General features: G+C 71.4%; 19 protein-coding genes. 8 read left to right on the top strand and 11 right to left on the bottom strand.

From position 1 onward, the window contains the following. Positions 1-137: 137 nt before the first annotated feature. The 4 genes from G7Z13_RS24325 to G7Z13_RS24310 all read right to left on the bottom strand — a co-directional run bounded on the left by G7Z13_RS24325 (position 138) and on the right by G7Z13_RS24310 (position 4,408). Entirely contained in the window at positions 138-1,511 is a 1,374-nt protein-coding gene (locus G7Z13_RS24325) for a hypothetical protein (RefSeq protein ID WP_166002357.1), read from the bottom strand. Continuing rightward, positions 1,501-2,067: a DUF6114 domain-containing protein gene (locus tag G7Z13_RS24320; RefSeq protein WP_166002356.1), complete on the bottom strand. Its 567-nt coding sequence runs from the start codon at positions 2,065-2,067 to the stop codon at positions 1,501-1,503. The genes G7Z13_RS24325 and G7Z13_RS24320 overlap by 11 nt, the downstream gene beginning before the upstream one ends. Positions 2,068-2,177: 110 nt before the next feature. After that, positions 2,178-2,813: a DUF6230 family protein gene (locus tag G7Z13_RS24315; RefSeq protein ID WP_166002355.1), complete on the bottom strand. Its 636-nt coding sequence runs from the start codon at positions 2,811-2,813 to the stop codon at positions 2,178-2,180. A gap of 623 nt (positions 2,814-3,436) precedes the next feature. Next, entirely contained in the window at positions 3,437-4,408 is a 972-nt protein-coding gene (locus G7Z13_RS24310; protein ID WP_166002354.1) for a tetratricopeptide repeat protein, read from the bottom strand. Between the two features lie 240 nt (positions 4,409-4,648). Between G7Z13_RS24310 and G7Z13_RS24305 the strand changes: the two genes are divergently transcribed. After that, positions 4,649-5,260, top strand: coding sequence for a TetR/AcrR family transcriptional regulator (locus tag G7Z13_RS24305; RefSeq protein WP_166002353.1), 612 nt, complete (start codon positions 4,649-4,651; stop codon positions 5,258-5,260). A 112-nt stretch (positions 5,261-5,372) separates the two neighbouring features. Here the strand turns inward: G7Z13_RS24305 and G7Z13_RS24300 are convergent, their stop codons facing one another. The 3 genes from G7Z13_RS24300 to G7Z13_RS24290 all read right to left on the bottom strand — a co-directional run bounded on the left by G7Z13_RS24300 (position 5,373) and on the right by G7Z13_RS24290 (position 8,037). Next, positions 5,373-7,073, bottom strand: a complete 1,701-nt coding sequence (locus tag G7Z13_RS24300) for a methylmalonyl-CoA mutase family protein (protein ID WP_166002352.1) — start codon at positions 7,071-7,073, stop codon at positions 5,373-5,375. 72 nt (positions 7,074-7,145) lie between these two features. Continuing rightward, the gene (locus tag G7Z13_RS24295) at positions 7,146-7,484 is read right to left on the bottom strand and encodes a DUF3817 domain-containing protein (protein WP_166002351.1); all 339 of its coding nucleotides are present in this window, start codon (positions 7,482-7,484) and stop codon (positions 7,146-7,148) included. Positions 7,485-7,527: 43 nt separating this feature from the next. Next, positions 7,528-8,037, bottom strand: a complete 510-nt coding sequence (locus G7Z13_RS24290; protein ID WP_166002350.1) for a MarR family transcriptional regulator — start codon at positions 8,035-8,037, stop codon at positions 7,528-7,530. A 167-nt stretch (positions 8,038-8,204) separates the two neighbouring features. Here G7Z13_RS24290 and G7Z13_RS24285 point away from each other — a divergent pair, with 167 nt between their 5' ends. From G7Z13_RS24285 to G7Z13_RS24275, 3 genes are read left to right on the top strand one after another with little or no spacing between them, the layout of a single operon-like run. After that, entirely contained in the window at positions 8,205-8,957 is a 753-nt protein-coding gene (locus G7Z13_RS24285; protein ID WP_166002349.1) for a hypothetical protein, read from the top strand. Then, the gene (locus G7Z13_RS24280) at positions 8,954-9,634 is read left to right on the top strand and encodes a DUF4166 domain-containing protein (protein WP_166002348.1); all 681 of its coding nucleotides are present in this window, start codon (positions 8,954-8,956) and stop codon (positions 9,632-9,634) included. The genes G7Z13_RS24285 and G7Z13_RS24280 overlap by 4 nt, the downstream gene beginning before the upstream one ends. Next, positions 9,631-10,281 (top strand): TetR/AcrR family transcriptional regulator, encoded by a 651-nt coding sequence (locus tag G7Z13_RS24275; RefSeq protein ID WP_166002347.1) that lies wholly within the window; start codon positions 9,631-9,633, stop codon positions 10,279-10,281. Before G7Z13_RS24280 ends, G7Z13_RS24275 begins: the two co-directional genes overlap by 4 nt. A gap of 79 nt (positions 10,282-10,360) precedes the next feature. On the opposite strand, the gene G7Z13_RS24270 is transcribed toward G7Z13_RS24275, so the two are convergent. After that, positions 10,361-10,657: an MTH1187 family thiamine-binding protein gene (locus G7Z13_RS24270; RefSeq protein WP_166002346.1), complete on the bottom strand. Its 297-nt coding sequence runs from the start codon at positions 10,655-10,657 to the stop codon at positions 10,361-10,363. Then, a complete protein-coding gene (locus G7Z13_RS24265; RefSeq protein WP_166002345.1) occupies positions 10,654-10,998 on the bottom strand; it encodes a DUF3817 domain-containing protein in 345 nt (114 codons plus the stop codon). The genes G7Z13_RS24270 and G7Z13_RS24265 overlap by 4 nt, the downstream gene beginning before the upstream one ends. Positions 10,999-11,283: 285 nt before the next feature. On the opposite strand from G7Z13_RS24265, the gene G7Z13_RS24260 reads away from it, so the two are divergent. The 4 genes from G7Z13_RS24260 to G7Z13_RS24245 all read left to right on the top strand — a co-directional run bounded on the left by G7Z13_RS24260 (position 11,284) and on the right by G7Z13_RS24245 (position 13,935). Then, positions 11,284-11,916: an AIM24 family protein gene (locus tag G7Z13_RS24260; protein WP_166002344.1), complete on the top strand. Its 633-nt coding sequence runs from the start codon at positions 11,284-11,286 to the stop codon at positions 11,914-11,916. A 1-nt stretch (position 11,917) separates the two neighbouring features. Beyond that, positions 11,918-12,568, top strand: a complete 651-nt coding sequence (locus G7Z13_RS24255; RefSeq protein ID WP_166002343.1) for an AIM24 family protein — start codon at positions 11,918-11,920, stop codon at positions 12,566-12,568. Then, positions 12,565-13,365, top strand: a complete 801-nt coding sequence (locus G7Z13_RS24250) for an AIM24 family protein (protein ID WP_166002342.1) — start codon at positions 12,565-12,567, stop codon at positions 13,363-13,365. The genes G7Z13_RS24255 and G7Z13_RS24250 overlap by 4 nt, the downstream gene beginning before the upstream one ends. Before the next feature lie 93 nt (positions 13,366-13,458). Continuing rightward, positions 13,459-13,935 carry a MarR family transcriptional regulator gene (locus G7Z13_RS24245; RefSeq protein ID WP_166002341.1) on the top strand — a complete coding sequence of 159 codons (477 nt, stop codon included), beginning with the start codon at positions 13,459-13,461 and terminating at the stop codon, positions 13,933-13,935. 18 nt (positions 13,936-13,953) lie between these two features. Here G7Z13_RS24245 and G7Z13_RS24240 read toward each other — a convergent pair whose 3' ends face one another. Next, complete coding sequence (locus G7Z13_RS24240; protein WP_166002340.1) at positions 13,954-15,372, bottom strand: HAMP domain-containing sensor histidine kinase; 1,419 nt, start codon at positions 15,370-15,372, stop codon at positions 13,954-13,956. Next, a complete protein-coding gene (locus G7Z13_RS24235; protein ID WP_166002339.1) occupies positions 15,369-16,034 on the bottom strand; it encodes a response regulator transcription factor in 666 nt (221 codons plus the stop codon). Before G7Z13_RS24235 ends, G7Z13_RS24240 begins: the two co-directional genes overlap by 4 nt.

Here is a 16,034-nt window from a genome sequence, read left to right as displayed (position 1 = left end):
TGGACGCTCGTCGTCCTGGACTCACGCCGTCCTTCGCGCGTACGACACCGAGGGCGCCCCCTGCGACAGGGGGCGCCCTCGGTGCTGTGCGGCTCCCGGACGGGCCTGCGGGGCGGACAGCGGTCGGCGGACAGCGGTCAGTCGGTCACGTACTGACGCAGCCCGGGGACGTGCAGGGTGCCGCCGAACTGACCGGCCTGCTGCACCTTCACCTTCGTGAAGTAGATGAGCGGGATGTTCAGCGGCGGCGGGTGCTCCGGGTCGAACGTCACCGGGATCAGCCCCAGCAGATTGCCGGAGATGCGCTCGGTGTACATGATCGTCTCGCCGTCGCGGATGGTGGACGTCGAGCCCTTGGCCGCCTGCACGTGGTAGGTCCTGCCGGTCAGGTCGTCCTTCACCGTCTGGTGCAGGTCGCCGATGTCGGTGCCGTCGGATATGACGTACTTCAGCACCTTCTTGACCGTGCCGTTGGCCGTGCGCACCTCGACGATGCCCTTGTAGTCGGCGCCCTTCAGCGTCAGCGAGCTGGCGTCCAGGAACCACGGGTCGTCGGGCAGCGGCACGGCGTTGTCGACGCCGCCCTGCGCGTCGGTGGCGACCGGGCAGTCGTCGGCGTCCGTGCTCGGGCTCGCCGACGGCGACGGGGTGGCCGTCGCCTCGCCGGCGGACTCGGTGGCCTCCGGAACCGCCCCGGGCGCCTCGGACGCCGTGTCCCCGGCACCCTCGGCGGTGTCCTGCCCGCCGCCGGTGTCCTGGCCGGCGCCGTCCCCGGCCGGGTCCTCGGCGCCGCTGCCGGAGTCCCCTCCCGGGCCCGCTCCCGTGCTCGGCTCCGGGCTCGCCGGGGCGGACGGGGACGGGACGGGGCTCGCGGACTCCTCCGCGCCGCCGGTGACACCGTCGACCACGCCGTCCACGACTCCGGTGACGGTGTCGCCGATGGTCTCCAGCACGCCCTTCTGCGTCTCGGTGGGCGAGGGCGTGGGGGCGTTCTGCGGCTCCTTGGTCGCCGGCGCCCCGGCGGAGGCGGAAGCGGTCGGCGCGGGGCCCGGCTCGTCGGCGGAACCTGAATCCGCCGAATTTCCGTCACCCGCACCGGAATTGCCGGAGCCCGAGTCGCCGGAGCCGGAACCGGAGCCGGACGTCGCCGACGGGCTCGGCTCGGCGCCGCCGTCCGACGGGCTCTCGCTCGCGCCGGCCGAGGCGGACGGCGACGGCGTGGGCGTGGCGGTCTCGCCCTTCCCGGCGTCCTCCAGGGCGGCCACGCACTCCTTGTACTCGTCGGCCGTCAGGCTGCGCGACGCCGGCTGCTGGTCCTCGGCGAGGGCGAGCTTCGGTGTGAACCCCATCCCCATCAGGACCGCGGTGGGCATCGCCGCGAGGGCTATCGCCTTGCCGGCCGGCATGTGGAACCTGGTGAACAACGGCTTCTTGGGTGCCGCGTGGCGCGGCCCGGTTCTCACCCGGGACGTGTCCACCTCAGTCCCGTGGGTCCCCTCGTCAGCCGGCACTGTGCCTCCCGTTCGCCTCGTTGCCGGGGCTCGATCCCGACAGGTCGTCGGTTGCACCCACCGTGCCCGTGTCCGTGACCGGGGCCTGCGTGGCCGTGCCCATCGGGGCGATGGCCGCTCCCTTGGCGTCCGCCGGCGGCTGCGCGGGCGGCGCGTCCTCGGCCCAGGACACCGCCATCGCGCCGCCGATGAGGGCGAACAGGAAGCCGATGAGGAAGCCGCCGAGGTTGGAGACGGGGATGGACACCAGCGCCAGCAGGATCGCGGCGACGCCCGCGAAGACCCGGACGTGCTTCTGGAACCAGAGGCTGATGCCCAGGACGACGAGCAGCACGCCGATGATCAGGGATCCGGCACCCGCCGTGGTGGCCATCGCGAGCGTGAGATGGCCGAGCCGGAGGTTTGCGTACGGGAAGTAGGCGATGGGGAGTCCGCCGAGCATGACGAACAGGCCGGCCCAGAACGGCCGGGTGCCCCGCCAGGCGCGGAAGTTCCGCCGAAAGACCCGGAGGTAGTGCTCGTCGGTGCCGGGCGCGGCAGGAGTCTCGGCGCTCATGGAAAACAGCTCCCTGGAACGGCGTTGCCGTGGTGAGTGGTACTGCGAATGCAGAGTCGGAGAGTTGACGGGCGGGGAGGCCACCGGCTCCCCCGCCCGTCAGCGAGTGCTTAGTAGCACTCCTTGACACCCGTCGACAGCGACATCTTCAGGCCGCTGAGCTTGAAGGTTCCGGCGGTGGTCGCCCACGCCGTCTGCTTCACGTCGGTGAGGGTGACCGAATCGGCCTGCTGCGAGAAGCCGTACGGGTTCGACTGCTCCTTGCCGCCCTTCATGCCCGGACCCTTGGAGGCGTCCTTGGCGGCGACACCGATGTCGATGCCCCGGAAGACGGCGTCGCCTTCCAGCTCGGCGACGTCGATGTACAGGTTCTCGGCCTGGACCGGGGTGTCACCCTGGCCGGCCCGCAGTATCAGGCTGACGTTGCCGAGCACCGGGATGTTCGGCGTGACGACCGACTGGCACAGGCTCTTGATGGTCGCGGACTTGAACGCCGAGACGGCGACGGGGTGAACCGTCTTCTTGCCGTCGAGCGTGTAGCCCTCGTCGAGAGCGCCGTACTGCACGAAGCCCGTGCCGTCGAGACGCTCGGTCGTGACCTTGAAAGACTGTCCGGAAACGCTGAACGACGCGGCGAGAGCACCCTGAGCGAGGGCGACGCCTATCGCCGCCGTGGCGGCCACGCTGGGCACCATGACCACGGCGAACCGCTTCCATCTGGTCCCACCACGCACCTGGGACTCCATATTTCCTCCTTCTCGGACGTACATCTCCTGACCCGGACTGGCCCCCAACGGCGGCTCAGCGGGGCAGGGATGGGAGAAGTGCTACGTCCTCGGGAAGGAGAGCGCCCGCACTCGGCGGCGCGTACCGCGCCCGAATCACCGGCGATCACCCCCGAGCGACAACCACTGGTCGCGCCTGACACGCATCACGCACAACCCTGCCGGACAGGCTTCGCCCGCTGGCGAAGACCCCCCTGTCCAAGAGCCGGCGCCGTCGGGCGTCGGCTCTGCTCGGTGGGGACCCAGGAAGTCCCGTGACCCGACCGGCTGTCGGGGTCCGGGCAATGGACCGAGCGTGGCCGATCGTGGTGCATTCTCGCCGCCCGCACAAGGGGGTTCGTTACTCGCTAGTAACGGCCGGATAACCGAACAACGACCTGCCGGTCTCGCTCGGCGACGCTGGGTGCACCCGGTGGGGAGGACAAAGAAGGAATGTCGGGATGGAATCCGACAGAAACCCGCCCCCGACTTACTGGCAGTAACAGCGGCCACGTTTGCCAAGTTTTGGCAAAACGCGGCCGCATCGGTGCCACGAGGGCAGCCGTGTCCCGGGCGGAACACGGCTGGAAAGGGCCGTAAAAGGGCTAGAAGAGAGCCCGTGCCAGCGCCCTGCGGGCCGCGGTCACCCGCGGGTCGTCGGCCCCGACGACCTCGAACAGCTCCAGCAGCCGCACCCGGGCCGCGTCCCGGTCGTCACCGGCGGTGCGCCCGACGGTCTCGATGAGCCGCCCGAACGCGTCCTCGACATGTCCGCCGACCAGATCGAGGTCGGCCGCGGCGATCTGCGCCTGGACGTCGGCCGGCTTGTCGGCGGCGTCCTTGCGCACCCGCTGCGGGTCCATGCCCTGCACTCGCTGGAGCAACTCGGCCTGCGCGAGGCCGAGCTTGGCCTCCGGGTTGGCCGGGTCGTCGGCGAGCACGTTCTTGTACGCCTGGACGGCCCCGCCCAGGTCGCCCGCGTCCAGCGCCTGCGCGGCCGCGTTCAGCGCGCTCTCGTGCGGGCCGGCCGGCTGCGCGGGCGGCTCGGCGGCACCCGGCTGCGCCTCCGGGTCGACGGTGAGACCGGTCAGACCGAAGCGCTGCTCGGCGACGGTGACCAGCTGGTCGAGGACCTGCCGGATCTGCGGCTCGGGAGAGGCCCCCTGGAAGAGCGGCAGCGCCTGTCCCGCGACGACCGCGAAGACGGCCGGGATGCCCTGGATCCCGAACTGCTGCATCAGCATCTGGTTGGCGTCGACGTCGATCTTGGCGAGGACGAAACGCCCGTTGTACTCGACGGCCAGCCGCTCCAGCACCGGGCTCAGCTGCTTGCAGGGCTGGCACCACTCGGCCCAGAAGTCGATGACGACCGGGACTTCGGTGGAGCGCTGGAGGACGTCGCGTTCGAAGGTGGCCTCGTCGACGTCGATGACGAGATCGGCCGGGGAGACGGCCCCGCCCCCGCCCTGGCGGGCCGCTTGGGCGCGCGCCTGCTCGGCCTTCGCCTTGGCCTCCTGGGCCGCCTTGACCGCGGCGAGGTCGACGACGCCGCTCATGGACATGTTCCGTGGCTGCATGCGTCTATCCTCCCCCGTTCCCGCGCGTGTGTGAAAAGCGGTGTCAAAAGCCGGCGCCGGGTCCCCACCCCACGCCATGTGGTCATCGCTCAGGTGTGCCGCGACCGATCACTCGGACGCACACGCTTTCGCTACGAGTCGTAGCGTAATGCCAGGCGGGCGCCGAGGGACACCCCGCACCGGTGATCTGGCTCACTGTGCGCATGAAGCGCTGGTGAACGGCCGGATATGGTCGACGCCATGCAGAGCCGCACCCCCGCCGGCCGCGCCGGACGTCCGCGCAGCGCCGCCGCCGACGCCGCCATCCTGGCCGCGACCCGGGCGGCCCTGGTGGAACTCGGCTGGTCGAAACTCACCCTGGGAGACGTCGCGACACGCGCCGGGGTTGCGAAGACGACGCTGTATCGCCGCTGGGCGGGCAAGAACGAGCTGGTCGTCGACGCGGTGGCGGAACTGTTCGACGAACTGCGCCTGCCCGACCGGGGCACGCTCGCCGCCGACATCGAGGGCGTGGTCCTCCAGTTCGCCGCGATCCTGGCGCGGCCGGAGGCGAAGAGCGGCCTGATGGCGGTACTGGCCGAGTCCACGCGTGACGCCGCGCTGCGGGAACGGATCCGCACCTCGATCGTGGAGCGCCAGAAGCGGCTGGTCCTGGAGGGCCGCGCCCGCGCGCAGCACCGCGGCGAACTGCCTCCGGAGACGGACCCCGAGGAGGCGGCCCGCACCGCCGACCTCATCTTCGACGTGGTGGCGGGCGCGGTGGTGCACCGGGAACTGGTCAGCGCGGAGCCGGTGGACGAGGCCTGGGTCCGCAGCTTCACCCGGCTGCTGCTCCAGGGGCTGTCGGCCTGAGCCCCGTCGGCCTGGAGGGCCGCTCGCGGGTGACCCGCGCAGGACGCGCCAGGGGGGCGGGCGCGACGGCACCCGCCCCCTGGTTCACCGGGTCCCGAAGGCCCGGTCCGGCTCAGAAGCCTGCGGGCTCGGTGTACACGCCCCACTCGTCCCTGAGGACTCCGCAGATCTCCCCGAGCGTCGCCTCGGCGCGCACCGCCTCCAGCATCGGCTCGATCATGTTGGAGCCGTCGCGGGCGGCGGCGAGCATGCCGTCGAGCGCGGCGCGCACCCGGGTTTCGTCGCGTTCGGCACGGCGCGCGCCGAGGACGCGCACCTGCTCGCGCTCCACCTCGTGGCTGACCCGCAGGATCTCCAGGTCGCCGGTGACCGAGCCGGTGTGGGCGTTGACGCCCACGACCTTCTTGTCGCCCTTCTCCAGGGCCTGCTGGTAGCGGAAGGCGGACTCGGCGATCTCCCCGGTGAACCAGCCGTCCTCGATGCCGCGCAGGATGCCGGAGGTCATGGGCCCGATCGGGTGCTTGCCGTCGGGGTGGGCCCGCAGACCGCGCTCCTTGATCTGCTCGAAGATCTTCTCGGCGTCGGCCTCGATGCGGTCGGTGAGCTGCTCGACGTACCAGGAGCCGCCCAGCGGGTCGGCGACGTTGGCGACGCCGGTCTCCTCCATCAGCACCTGCTGGGTGCGCAGCGCGATCTCCGCGGCCTGCTCGCTCGGCAGGGCGAGGGTCTCGTCGAGGGCGTTGGTGTGCAGCGAGTTGGTCCCGCCGAGCACCGCCGCCAGGGCCTCGACGGCCGTACGGACCACGTTGTTGTACGGCTGCTGCGCGGTCAGCGAGACGCCGGCGGTCTGGGTGTGGAAGCGCAGCCACTGCGCCTTCTCGCTCTTCGCGCCGTAGACGTCGCGCATCCAGCGCGCCCAGATGCGGCGCGCGGCGCGGAACTTGGCGATCTCCTCGAAGAAGTCGACGTGCGCGTCGAAGAAGAAGGACAGTCCGGGCGCGAAGACGTCGACGTCGAGCCCGCGCGAGAGCCCCAGCTCCACGTACCCGAAGCCGTCGGCCAGGGTGTACGCCAGCTCCTGCGCGGCCGTCGCGCCCGCCTCACGGATGTGGTAGCCGGAGACGGAGAGCGGCTTGTAGGCGGGGATGTTGGCGCTCGTGTACTCCATCAGGTCGCCGATGAGGCGCAGATGGGGCTCGGGCTGGAAGAGCCACTCCTTCTGGGCGATGTACTCCTTGAAGATGTCCGTCTGGAGCGTGCCGTTGAGGCGGGAGATGTCCACGCCCTGCCGCTCGGCCGCCACCAGGTACATGCAGAAGACGGGCACGGCGGGCCCGCTGATGGTCATCGAGGTGGTGACGTCCCCGAGCGGGATGTCCCGGAACAGCACGTCCATGTCGGCCGCCGAGTCGATGGCCACCCCGCAGTGCCCGACCTCGCCGAGCGAGCGCGGGTCGTCGGAGTCGCGGCCCATCAGCGTCGGCATGTCGAAGGCCACGGACAGCCCGCCGCCGCCGGCGGCGAGGATCATCTTGTACCGCTCGTTGGTCTGCTCGGCGTTCCCGAACCCGGCGAACTGCCGGATGGTCCACGTCCGCCCCCGGTACCCGGTCGGATACAGGCCGCGCGTGAAGGGGAACTCCCCGGGCCAGCCGATCCGCTCGAAGCCCTGGTAGACGTCCCCCGGCCGGGGACCGTACACCGGCTCCACGGGGTCTCCGGAGAGCGTGGTGAAATCCGCGTCGCGCTTGCGCGCGGCGTCGTACCGGGCCTGCCAGCGTCGGCGACCCTCCTCGATGGCGTCAGCGTCCATACTTCGAATTTACTAGGACGTCCTAGTAAATGTCGATGGCTGACAGCCGTACGCGTCCGTACGGCTGTGTGCCTACGCCTTGGCGGCCGCCGGCGAGTCCTCGGCGACCTTGCCCTCCAGCTCGCGGCTGATCTTCCGCTCGACGAAGAAGGCGGCGGTGGGAATGGTTCCGGCCAGCAGCACCCACGCCTGCTTGCCGAACGGCCACTTGGCCTTGGAGCCCAGATCGAAGGCGAAGATCAGGTAGACCACGTACAGCCAGCCGTGGGCGATGCTGACGACCTGGGTGAAGTCCGCCGCGCCGTCGCTCTTGAGCCCGTACTTGCCGATCATGCCGAAGGTCAGCAGGACGAGCAGCACACCGGTGACGTAGGCCATGACGCGGTAGCGCGTCAGCACGCTCTTTTTCATGCGTACGAGCGTAACCAGGCGTTCCGGGAGATCTTGGCCGGGGTCAGCCCTCGTCGAAGTCGTGGGCGGCCACCCGCAGCGGGCGCAGCATCGCGAAGATCTCCGCGCACTCCTCGGCGTCGTAGACGCCCAGGCCGAAGTCCATGGCCATGAGGTCGCGGGTGGCGGACTCGACGACCTCGCGGCCCTTGTCGGTGATGGAGGCGAGGGTGCCGCGGCCGTCGTTGGGGTTGGGGCGCTTGGCGACGAGACCGGACTTCACCAGGCGGTCCACGGTGTTCGTCACGGACGTCGGGTGGACCATGAGGCGTTCGCCGATCTTGGACATCGGCAGTTCGCCGGCCTTGGAGAAGGTGAGCAGCACCAGCGCCTCGTACCGCGCGAAGGTCAGCCCGTACGGCTTGACCACCGCGTCGACCTCGGCGAGCAGGATCTGGTGCGCCCGCATGATCGAGGTGATCGCGGCCATGGACGGCACGTTGCCCCAGCGCTGCTTCCACAGTTCGTCGGCGCGCGCGATGGGGTCGAAAGGAAGGCTGAGGGGCTTCGGCACGTCATCAGAGCCTACCGGCCGGTCATATGCCGGTCAGCTCCGTCTCGCCTTTCGGTCTCCGACCGGTCCGCGGACTTCTCTTTGAGCACTCGCTCAAAACAGTGCTACCGTCCTGCCCAGGTGTTTGAGCGAACGCTCAAACACGCATACGGACTGGGGGAACCGGGATGGGGCTCTACATAGAGGCACGGATCAGAACCGACCTAGACGACCTGTGGGCCCGCACCCAGGAGCCCTCCCAGCACCAGCGCTGGGACCTGCGCTTCACCGAGATCGACCACCTCCCGCGCGCGGAGGGCGAACCGCAGCGCTTCCGGTACGCCACGCGCGTGCTGCCGTTCCTGACGATCGCCGGCACCGGCGTCTCGGCCGGCGAGCGGGAGCGCCCCGACGGCACCCGCACCTCCGCGCTGCGCTTCGCCTCCCCCCACCCGCTCTCGCTGCTCGCCGAGGGCAGCGGCTACTGGCGGTACGTGCCGGACGGCGACGCCGTCCGCTTCCTCACCGGCTACGACTACCGGCCCCGCTGGGGCGCCTTCGGCGCGCTCGCCGACCGCTGGGTCCTGCGCCCCCTCATGGGCTGGGCCACGGCCTGGTCCTTCGACCGGCTCCGCCTCTGGCTGGAGCACGGCATCACCCCCGAGCGGGCGCTCGGGAACTGGCTGGCGGAACTGACCGTCCGCGCGGTGGTCGTCACCGTCGCCGCGACCGGCCTCGGCCTCGGCTCGGCGGCGCGCCTGCTGGGCCCGTTCGCGGCGTCGACGGCCTACCTGTGCCCCCTGCTGCTGGCGGTCGCGATCTGCCTCGCCCTGTTCAAGCAGCCCCTGTCCTGCACCCCGGCCGCCCGCCGCTGCCTGCGCACCCCGCCGACCCGCGCGCGTGCGCCCCGCCTGCTGAGCACCCTGGAGAACCCCCGATGACCTCGATCTTCCGTACGGTCATGGGCGCCGGCTTCGACCGTCTGCACCCGCGGCTGCAGCGCCGCTTCTCCGTCGGCCTCACCAGCGGCGAGGCCTGCACCGGCCGGGGCGTCATGAGCCGGATCTGGCACGGCGGCACGTTCGTCAGACCGTTCCTGGCCCTCGGCGCCACCCGCAACATCCTCGTCCCGCGCACCGGCCGGAACGTGCCCTTCACCATCGAGAACGTGCCCTACACCGACACCTTCGGCCGGGAGACGGTCAGCTTCGTGCGCACCTTTCGGCTGCCCGGCCGCCCCCGCCGCTTCGACGCCCAGATGGTGCTCGGCCCCGGGGGCGACCGCGTCCTCGACTACCTGGGCACCCACCAGCACCTCGCCAGCGAACTGCACCCGAGTGCCGAACCCGACGGCTCCCTGCTGATCCGCTCCGGCGAGCACCGCTTCCGCGAGGGCCCGGTGGACGTCCGCGTGCCCGCCCTGATCGGCGCGACCGCCGAGGTCCGCGAGTCCTACGACGACACGGCCGGCGTGTTCCGCGTCCGGGTCCGCGTGGTCAACGAGCGCTTCGGCCCGCTCTTCGGCTACGAGGGCGCCTTCACGGTGACGTACAGCGACATCCGCGCCTGTGGCGTACGCCCCGGGCTGCGCCCCGTCCGTGAGGAGTCCCGCGCGTGAGCCCCGACACCGCCAAGGCGCAGGAGACGAAGACCAAGCTGCTGGAGGGCGCTCTGCGCACCCTCACCGAGCAGGGCATCGCCAAGACGTCGGCGCGCACGGTCGCGGCGGCCGCGGGGGTGAACCAGGCGCTCGTCTTCTACCACTTCGGCTCGGTCGACGAACTGCTCGCGGCGGCCTGCCGGTACGGCGCCGAGCAGGCCGTCGCCCGCTACCGCGACCGGCTCGCCCAGGTCACGTCCCTGTCGGGGCTGCTGGCGCTGGGCCGCGCGATCCACGAGGAGGAGCGGGTCGGCGGCCATGTCGCGCTCCTCGGCCAGCTCCTCGCCGGCGCGCAGACCCACGCCGCCCTGGGCCCCGCCACGGCGGGCGGCCTCCAGCTGTGGATCGACGAGATCGAGCGGGTCCTGACCCGGGTGCTGGCCGGGACGCCGTTCGGCGAGTTCACCGACCCGGCGGGCCTGGCCCGCGCGGTGGCGGCGTCGTTCGTCGGGATCGAGCTGTACGAAGGGGTGGACGCGGCGGGCGCGGCGTCGGCGCTGGACGCGCTGGAGCAGCTCGGCGTGCTGGTGGCGGCGCTGGAGGAACTGGGTCCGGTCGCGCAGCGGGCCGTACGGCACCATCTGCGCCGCACGGCCCGCCGCTGAGGCGGTTCACCCCGCCTCTCCTCGCGCTTTCTCGCGCTTCCTCGCTCTTCCTGGCGCGTCGCCTCGCCTCGTCGTGCCGCTACTCGCCGGCCAGGTGCCGCTCGACGGTCGCCACCTTCGAGGTGAGGCCGTCGGTGACGCCGGGCCGGATGTCCGCCTTGAGCACCAGGGACACGCGGGGCGCGCGGGCCTCCACGGCGGCCACGGCCCGCCTGACGACGTCCATGACCTCGTCCCACTCGCCCTCGATGGAGGTGAACATCGCGTCGGTGCGGTTCGGGAGACCGGACTCGCGGACCACGCGGACGGCGTCGGCGACGTACTCCCCCACGTCCTCGCCGACGCCGAGCGGCGTCACGGAGAAGGCGACGATCATGCGTTCACGACCCCTTCCTTGCGGGCGCGCGAGGCGATCACCGCGTCCTCGGCCTCACGCCGCAGCCTGCGCTCGGCGAAGAAGCCGCCGGCCGGCAGGACCGAGAGGACGAAGTAGAGGGCGGCGGTCTTGAAGGACCACTTGGCGCGGTTCCAGGCGTCCGCCCAGAAGATCACGTACAGGATGAACAGCACGCCGTGCACCGCACCCATGACGGGCACCGCGTTGAAGTCCGTCGTCCGCTTCAACACGGAGCAGACGAGCAGGAGCAGGAACGAGATGGCCTCGGGAGCCGAAACCAGGCGGAGGCGGCGCAGGGCACTGGCGGTCTTGATGTCCACGGGTCACCTTCGGTGGGAGAGTCGTCACGGGACGCGGTCTGTTTGTGAACGGATGCACAAACGCCGTTCCATTGTGGCAAACGGTCACCCGCGGGCTTGCCCCAGGGTCGGGCGAACGGCGGCCCCGAGGTGCGCCCGGGTGCCGGCTGCGGGTTCCCCTCCGGGTCCCGCTCCGGGTCCGTTCGGGGTCCGCTCCGGGTCCGTTCGGGGTCCGCTCCGGGTCCGTTCGGGGTCCGCGCCCCTGTCGGCGGGCCGCCCCCGGCGGCTACCTTCGCAGGTGTGGCGATGTTCCGACTTCAGGGCGGCAGGGTGCTCGCCGTCGACATGACCGGGGACGCCGTGCGCGCGAAGAACGGGTCGATGGTCGCGTACGACGGACAGATGGCGTTCAAGAAGCTCAGCGGGGGCGGTGAGGGCATACGGGGCATGGTGACCCGGCGGATCACCGGCGAGCAGATGACCGTGATGGAGGTGAAGGGGCACGGGACGTGCTGGTTCGCGGACCGGGCGTTTGAGATCAGCCTGGTGACGCTCCAGGGCGACAAGCTGTTCGTGGAGTCGAGCAACCTGCTCGCGACCGACGGCGGGCTGCGCACCGGCACCGGCTTCACCGGACTGCGCGGCGCCTCCCAGGGCAACGGCCTGTTCACCACCACCGTCGAGGGGCACGGACAGGCGGCGATCACCTCGGACGGGCCCGCGGTGGTGCTGCGGGTCAGCCCGCAGTATCCGCTCTCGGTCGACCCGGGGGCGTACGTGGCCCACCAGGGGAACCTGCGGCAGTCCTTCCAGTCCGGTGTGACGTTCCGCACGTTCCTCGGCGAGGGCGGCGGCGAGGCCTTCCAGATCCGCTTCGAGGGGGACGGGCTGGTGTACGTCCAGCCCAGCGAGCGCAACACGATCGCGGGGGACGTGTGAGATGACCTTCCGGGAGATCAATCCGAAGATGGTCGAGGCGACCGTCGTGCCGGGGCAGCGGCTGTTCAGTCAGCGCGGCGCGATGCTCGCGTACCGGGGCGAGGTGACCTTCACCCCGAACATAACGGGCGGCCGGGGCGGCGTCATGTCGATGATCGGCCGCCGGCTGGCCGACGAGGACACCCCGCTGATGACCGTGGAGGGCAGCGGCACGGTCCTCTTCGGGCACGGCGGCCACCACGTCCAGGTGATCCGCCTCGCCGGCGACACCCTGTACGTCGAGGCGGACCGGCTGCTGGCGTTCGAGGGCACGCTCCGGCAGGGGACGATGTTCATGGGCTCGCAGGGCGGCGTCATGGGCATGGTGCGCGGGCAGGTCACCGGGCAGGGGCTGTTCACCACCACCCTGGAGGGCCACGGGGCCGTCGCCGTGATGGCGCACGGCGGTGTCCTGAAGATCCCGGTCACCCCGCAGCGCCCGGTGCACGTCGACCCGCAGGCGTACGTCGCCCACCACGGCGACCTGCGCAACAAGCTGTCGACCGCCCTGGGCTGGCGGGACATGGTGGGCCGCGGGTCCGGCGAGGCGTTCCAGCTGGAGCTGAGCGGCAACGGCGCGGTCTACGTCCAGGCCTCGGAGGAGAAGCTGTGAGCACGTACGCGACGCCCGGCGGCGGCCCGGCGGTCTTCGACCCCGCCACCCTCCCCGCCGACGACAACGTGAACCCGTACACCTTCTGTGCGGAGCTGTCGGGGAGCCGGTGGTTCCTGCAGAAGGGCAAGATGATCGCCTACTACGGCTCGATCGACTTCAACGGCATCGGGCACGGCCGGCTGGAGCGGCTGGTGCGCACGTCGTTCCATTCGCCGCTGCACGCCTCCGACTGGGTGGTGGCGGAGGGCTCGGGCAAGATGCTGCTCGCCGACCGGGCCTTCGATGTGAACGCGTACGACCTCGAGGACGGCAATTTGACCGTTCGGGCAGGGAATCTGCTCGCTTTTCAGCCAACTCTCTCCCTCAAGCAGTCGATCGTGCCGGGCTTTCTGACGCTCCTCGGAACCGGGAAGTTCGTGGCCGCATCTAACGGGCCGGTGGTGTTCATGGAACCCCCGATCCGGGTGGACCCGCAGGCGCTCGTCGGCTGGGCCGACTGCCCGTCACCGTGCCATCACTACGACCACGGGTACCTGACGGGCGTTCTGGGCGGTCTACGTGCGATGACGGGCCTCGGCGGGGCTTCCGGAGAGGAGCATCAGTTCGAGTTCGTGGGAGCGGGCACCGTCCTGCTCCAGTCCACCGAGACCCTGGTTCCCGAGCAGGACGCGGGGGCGGTTCCGCAGCGGGCGGGAGTGCCCGGCGCGGGAATGTCCGGAGGACACGGGGCATCGGCCGGGACACCGCGCCTTCCCGGACAGCTGGGAGACCTCCAGCGTCGCTTCGGGCTGTGAGCGGTAGTCTGCGGAGTGTGACATCGAACGCGTGCGCACTGTCACACCACCCAAGACTAGTTCACATTTCAACTTCTTAGGTAGACTTCATTCATGGAGACCGAGACGGCCACGCGCTGGCTGACCGATGCGGAGCAGTGTGCCTGGCGCACCCACCTGGAGGTCAACAGGCTGTTGACATACCAGCTCGAAAAGGATCTGCAGCCGTTCGGCCTGACGATGAACGACTACGAAATCCTGGTGAATCTCTCGGAGTCGGACGATCTGCGCATGCGCATGAGCGATCTGGCCTCCGCCACCCTGCAGTCCAAGAGCCGCCTCTCGCACCAGATCACGCGCATGGAGAACGCCGGCCTGGTGCGCCGGGAGAACTGCGAGTCCGACCGCCGGGGACTGTTCGCCGTCCTCACCGATCACGGCATGGAGACGATGCGCAAGGTCGCCCCGCACCACGTGGCGTCCGTGCGCAGGCACTTCATCGACCTCCTCTCCCCCGAGGCCCTGACCGAGCTGGACAAGGCGTTCCGGCCCATCGCCGAGCACCTGCGCGGCCAGCGCGGACGCCCCTGACCACGCAGTGCCAGAGGCCTAGGCCAGTGGCAGGCGGAGCTCGAACAGGGCTCCGCCGCCCGGGGCCTCACCGGCCGTGAGGGTCCCGCCGTGCCGGACGGCCACGTCGCGGGCGATCGCCAGGCCCAGCCCGGCGCCGCCCTCGTCGCGGCTGCGGGCGTCGTCCAGCCGGACGAACCGCTCGAAGATCCGCTCCCGGTCGGCCTCGGGCACCCCCTCGCCGTCGTCGGCGACCCGCACCACGGCCGCCCGGTCCCCGTCCCGGCGGACGGTCACGGTGACCGCCGAGCGCGCGTGCCGCTCGGCGTTGTCCAGCAGATTGGCCAGCACCCGGCCCAGCTGACCGCGCGATCCGGCCACTTCCGCCCCGGCCGGCCCGGCCGGCCCGGCCTCGACGGTCACCATCGGCCGCCCCGCCGCCTCCTCGCGGGCCAGCGCCGACAGGTCCACCCGGGCGTCGGCGGGCCGCTCCCCGGCGTCCAGCCGGGCCAGCAGCAGCAGGTCGGCGGCGAGCCGCTGCAGCCGTACGGTGTCCTCGACCGCCCCGTCGAGGTCCAGCAGCGCGGGATGGGCGGCGGCCACCTCCAGCTGGGTGCGCAGCGAGGCGATCGGGCTGCGCAGCTCGTGGGAGGCGTCGGCGACGAACCGGCGCTGGCGCTCCACGGAGGTCTCCAGCGCGGCCAGGGTCTCGTTGGTGGTGCGGGCCAGCCGGGCGATCTCGTCGTGGGTGGCGGGCTCCGGCACCCGCCGGGTCAGGTCCGCCGAGGCGGTGATCTCCGCCATCTCGCGGCGGATGTCCTCGACCGGGCGCAGGGCCCGCCGGGTGACCAGCCAGGTCACCGAGGCCACGACGGCCAGCAGCAGCGGGAACCCGGCCAGCATCACCCCGGAGGCGGTGCGCACCGCGTCCTGCTGGGCCGCGAGCGAGGCACCGGCGTAGACCCGGACCGTCTCGTCGCGGAGGTCGGTGACCTCCGCCCCGGCGAAGCGGTACTCCTGGCGCTCGCCGTCCACGGTGGCGGTGCCCTGCCCGTGCCAGTCGATCTCCGCGAGTTCGCCGGACTCGGCGGCCTCGGCAGCCTGGTCATCGTGCTCCGGCTCGGGCGCGGGGCTGTGGAGCGGGGTGACGCCGGACGTGCCGGTGCCGCTGACGGCCTCCAGTCCCTCGCTGACGGCGAGGACCCTGCCGTCCTCGTCGACGACCTGCACGGGGTGGTCGTCGCCGTCCGGCAGGTCCAGGTCGGCGTAGGGGATGCGGGCGGCGATCCGGGAGGCGACCTGGCGGGCGACGGCGTCGGCCTCGGCGTCCGCCCGGCTCTCCAGGCCACCGCGCAGCGACAGCAGGACGGCCGTGCCGGCGGCGAGCAGCGCGACCGCGACGACCAGGGTCGCGGCCAGTGCGGCGCGTGCCCGTACGGAACCGAACAGGCGTGTCATCGCGGGGTCTCCAGGCGGTAGCCGGCGCCCCGGACGGTACGGATCAGCGGGGCGCCCAGCTTGCGGCGCAGGGCGCTGACGTACACCTCGACGATGTTCGGATCGCCCTCGTAGGCGAAGTCCCACACGTGCTCCAGGATCTCCGTCTTGGAGACCACCTCGCCGGCGCGCAGCGCGAGCTGCTCCAGCACCGCGAACTCCTTGGCCGTGAGGGGGACCTCCGCGCCGTCCCTGTCCACCCGCCGGGCGCCGGTGTCCAGCCGCAGCGGGCCGAGCGTGATCACCGGGGTGCCGCTCCCCGTGTTCCGGCGGCGCAGCAGCGCCTTGATCCGGGCCACCAGGACGACGTACGAGAACGGTTTCGTCAGGTAGTCGTCGGCGCCGGTGTCCAGGCCCTCCGCCTCGTCGTACTCGCCGTCCTTGGCGGTCAGCATCAGGATCGGCACGTCGTTCCCCGCGGCGCGCAGGGCGGAGCAGACGCGGTAGCCGTTCATGCCCGGCAGCATGATGTCGAGGACGACCAGGTCGTACGGCGACTCGCTCGCCCGGTGCAGGCCCTCCAGGCCGTCGTGGACGACGTCCACGGCGTAGCCCTCGGCGGTGAGGCCGTTGGCCAGGGACAGGGCGAGGCGTCTCTCGTCCTCGACGATCAGCAGGCGCAT

Source organism: Streptomyces sp. JB150, assembly GCF_011193355.1.
Lineage (GTDB): Bacteria > Actinomycetota > Actinomycetes > Streptomycetales > Streptomycetaceae > Streptomyces.
The sequence above is the reverse complement of the archived record's forward strand: the minus strand, read 5'-3'. Positions and strand labels throughout refer to the sequence as shown.

Bases quoted from the DNA above. Each gene is read 5' to 3' on its own strand.
- G7Z13_RS24255 (WP_166002343.1), top strand. From the start codon at position 11,918: ATGACCTTCCGGGAGATCAATCCGAAGATGGTCGAGGCGACCGTCGTG.
- G7Z13_RS24280 (WP_166002348.1), top strand. From the start codon at position 8,954: ATGACCTCGATCTTCCGTACGGTCATGGGCGCCGGCTTCGACCGTCTG.
- G7Z13_RS24295 (WP_166002351.1), bottom strand. From the start codon at position 7,484: ATGAAAAAGAGCGTGCTGACGCGCTACCGCGTCATGGCCTACGTCACC.
- G7Z13_RS24320 (WP_166002356.1), bottom strand. From the start codon at position 2,067: ATGAGCGCCGAGACTCCTGCCGCGCCCGGCACCGACGAGCACTACCTC.
- G7Z13_RS24245 (WP_166002341.1), top strand. From the start codon at position 13,459: ATGGAGACCGAGACGGCCACGCGCTGGCTGACCGATGCGGAGCAGTGT.
- G7Z13_RS24305 (WP_166002353.1), top strand. From the start codon at position 4,649: ATGCAGAGCCGCACCCCCGCCGGCCGCGCCGGACGTCCGCGCAGCGCC.
- G7Z13_RS24315 (WP_166002355.1), bottom strand. From the start codon at position 2,813: ATGGAGTCCCAGGTGCGTGGTGGGACCAGATGGAAGCGGTTCGCCGTG.
- G7Z13_RS24310 (WP_166002354.1), bottom strand. From the start codon at position 4,408: ATGCAGCCACGGAACATGTCCATGAGCGGCGTCGTCGACCTCGCCGCG.
- G7Z13_RS24285 (WP_166002349.1), top strand. From the start codon at position 8,205: ATGGGGCTCTACATAGAGGCACGGATCAGAACCGACCTAGACGACCTG.
- G7Z13_RS24260 (WP_166002344.1), top strand. From the start codon at position 11,284: ATGTTCCGACTTCAGGGCGGCAGGGTGCTCGCCGTCGACATGACCGGG.
- G7Z13_RS24240 (WP_166002340.1), bottom strand. From the start codon at position 15,372: ATGACACGCCTGTTCGGTTCCGTACGGGCACGCGCCGCACTGGCCGCG.
- G7Z13_RS24300 (WP_166002352.1), bottom strand. From the start codon at position 7,073: ATGGACGCTGACGCCATCGAGGAGGGTCGCCGACGCTGGCAGGCCCGG.
- G7Z13_RS24235 (WP_166002339.1), bottom strand. From the start codon at position 16,034: ATGCGCCTGCTGATCGTCGAGGACGAGAGACGCCTCGCCCTGTCCCTG.
- G7Z13_RS24270 (WP_166002346.1), bottom strand. From the start codon at position 10,657: ATGATCGTCGCCTTCTCCGTGACGCCGCTCGGCGTCGGCGAGGACGTG.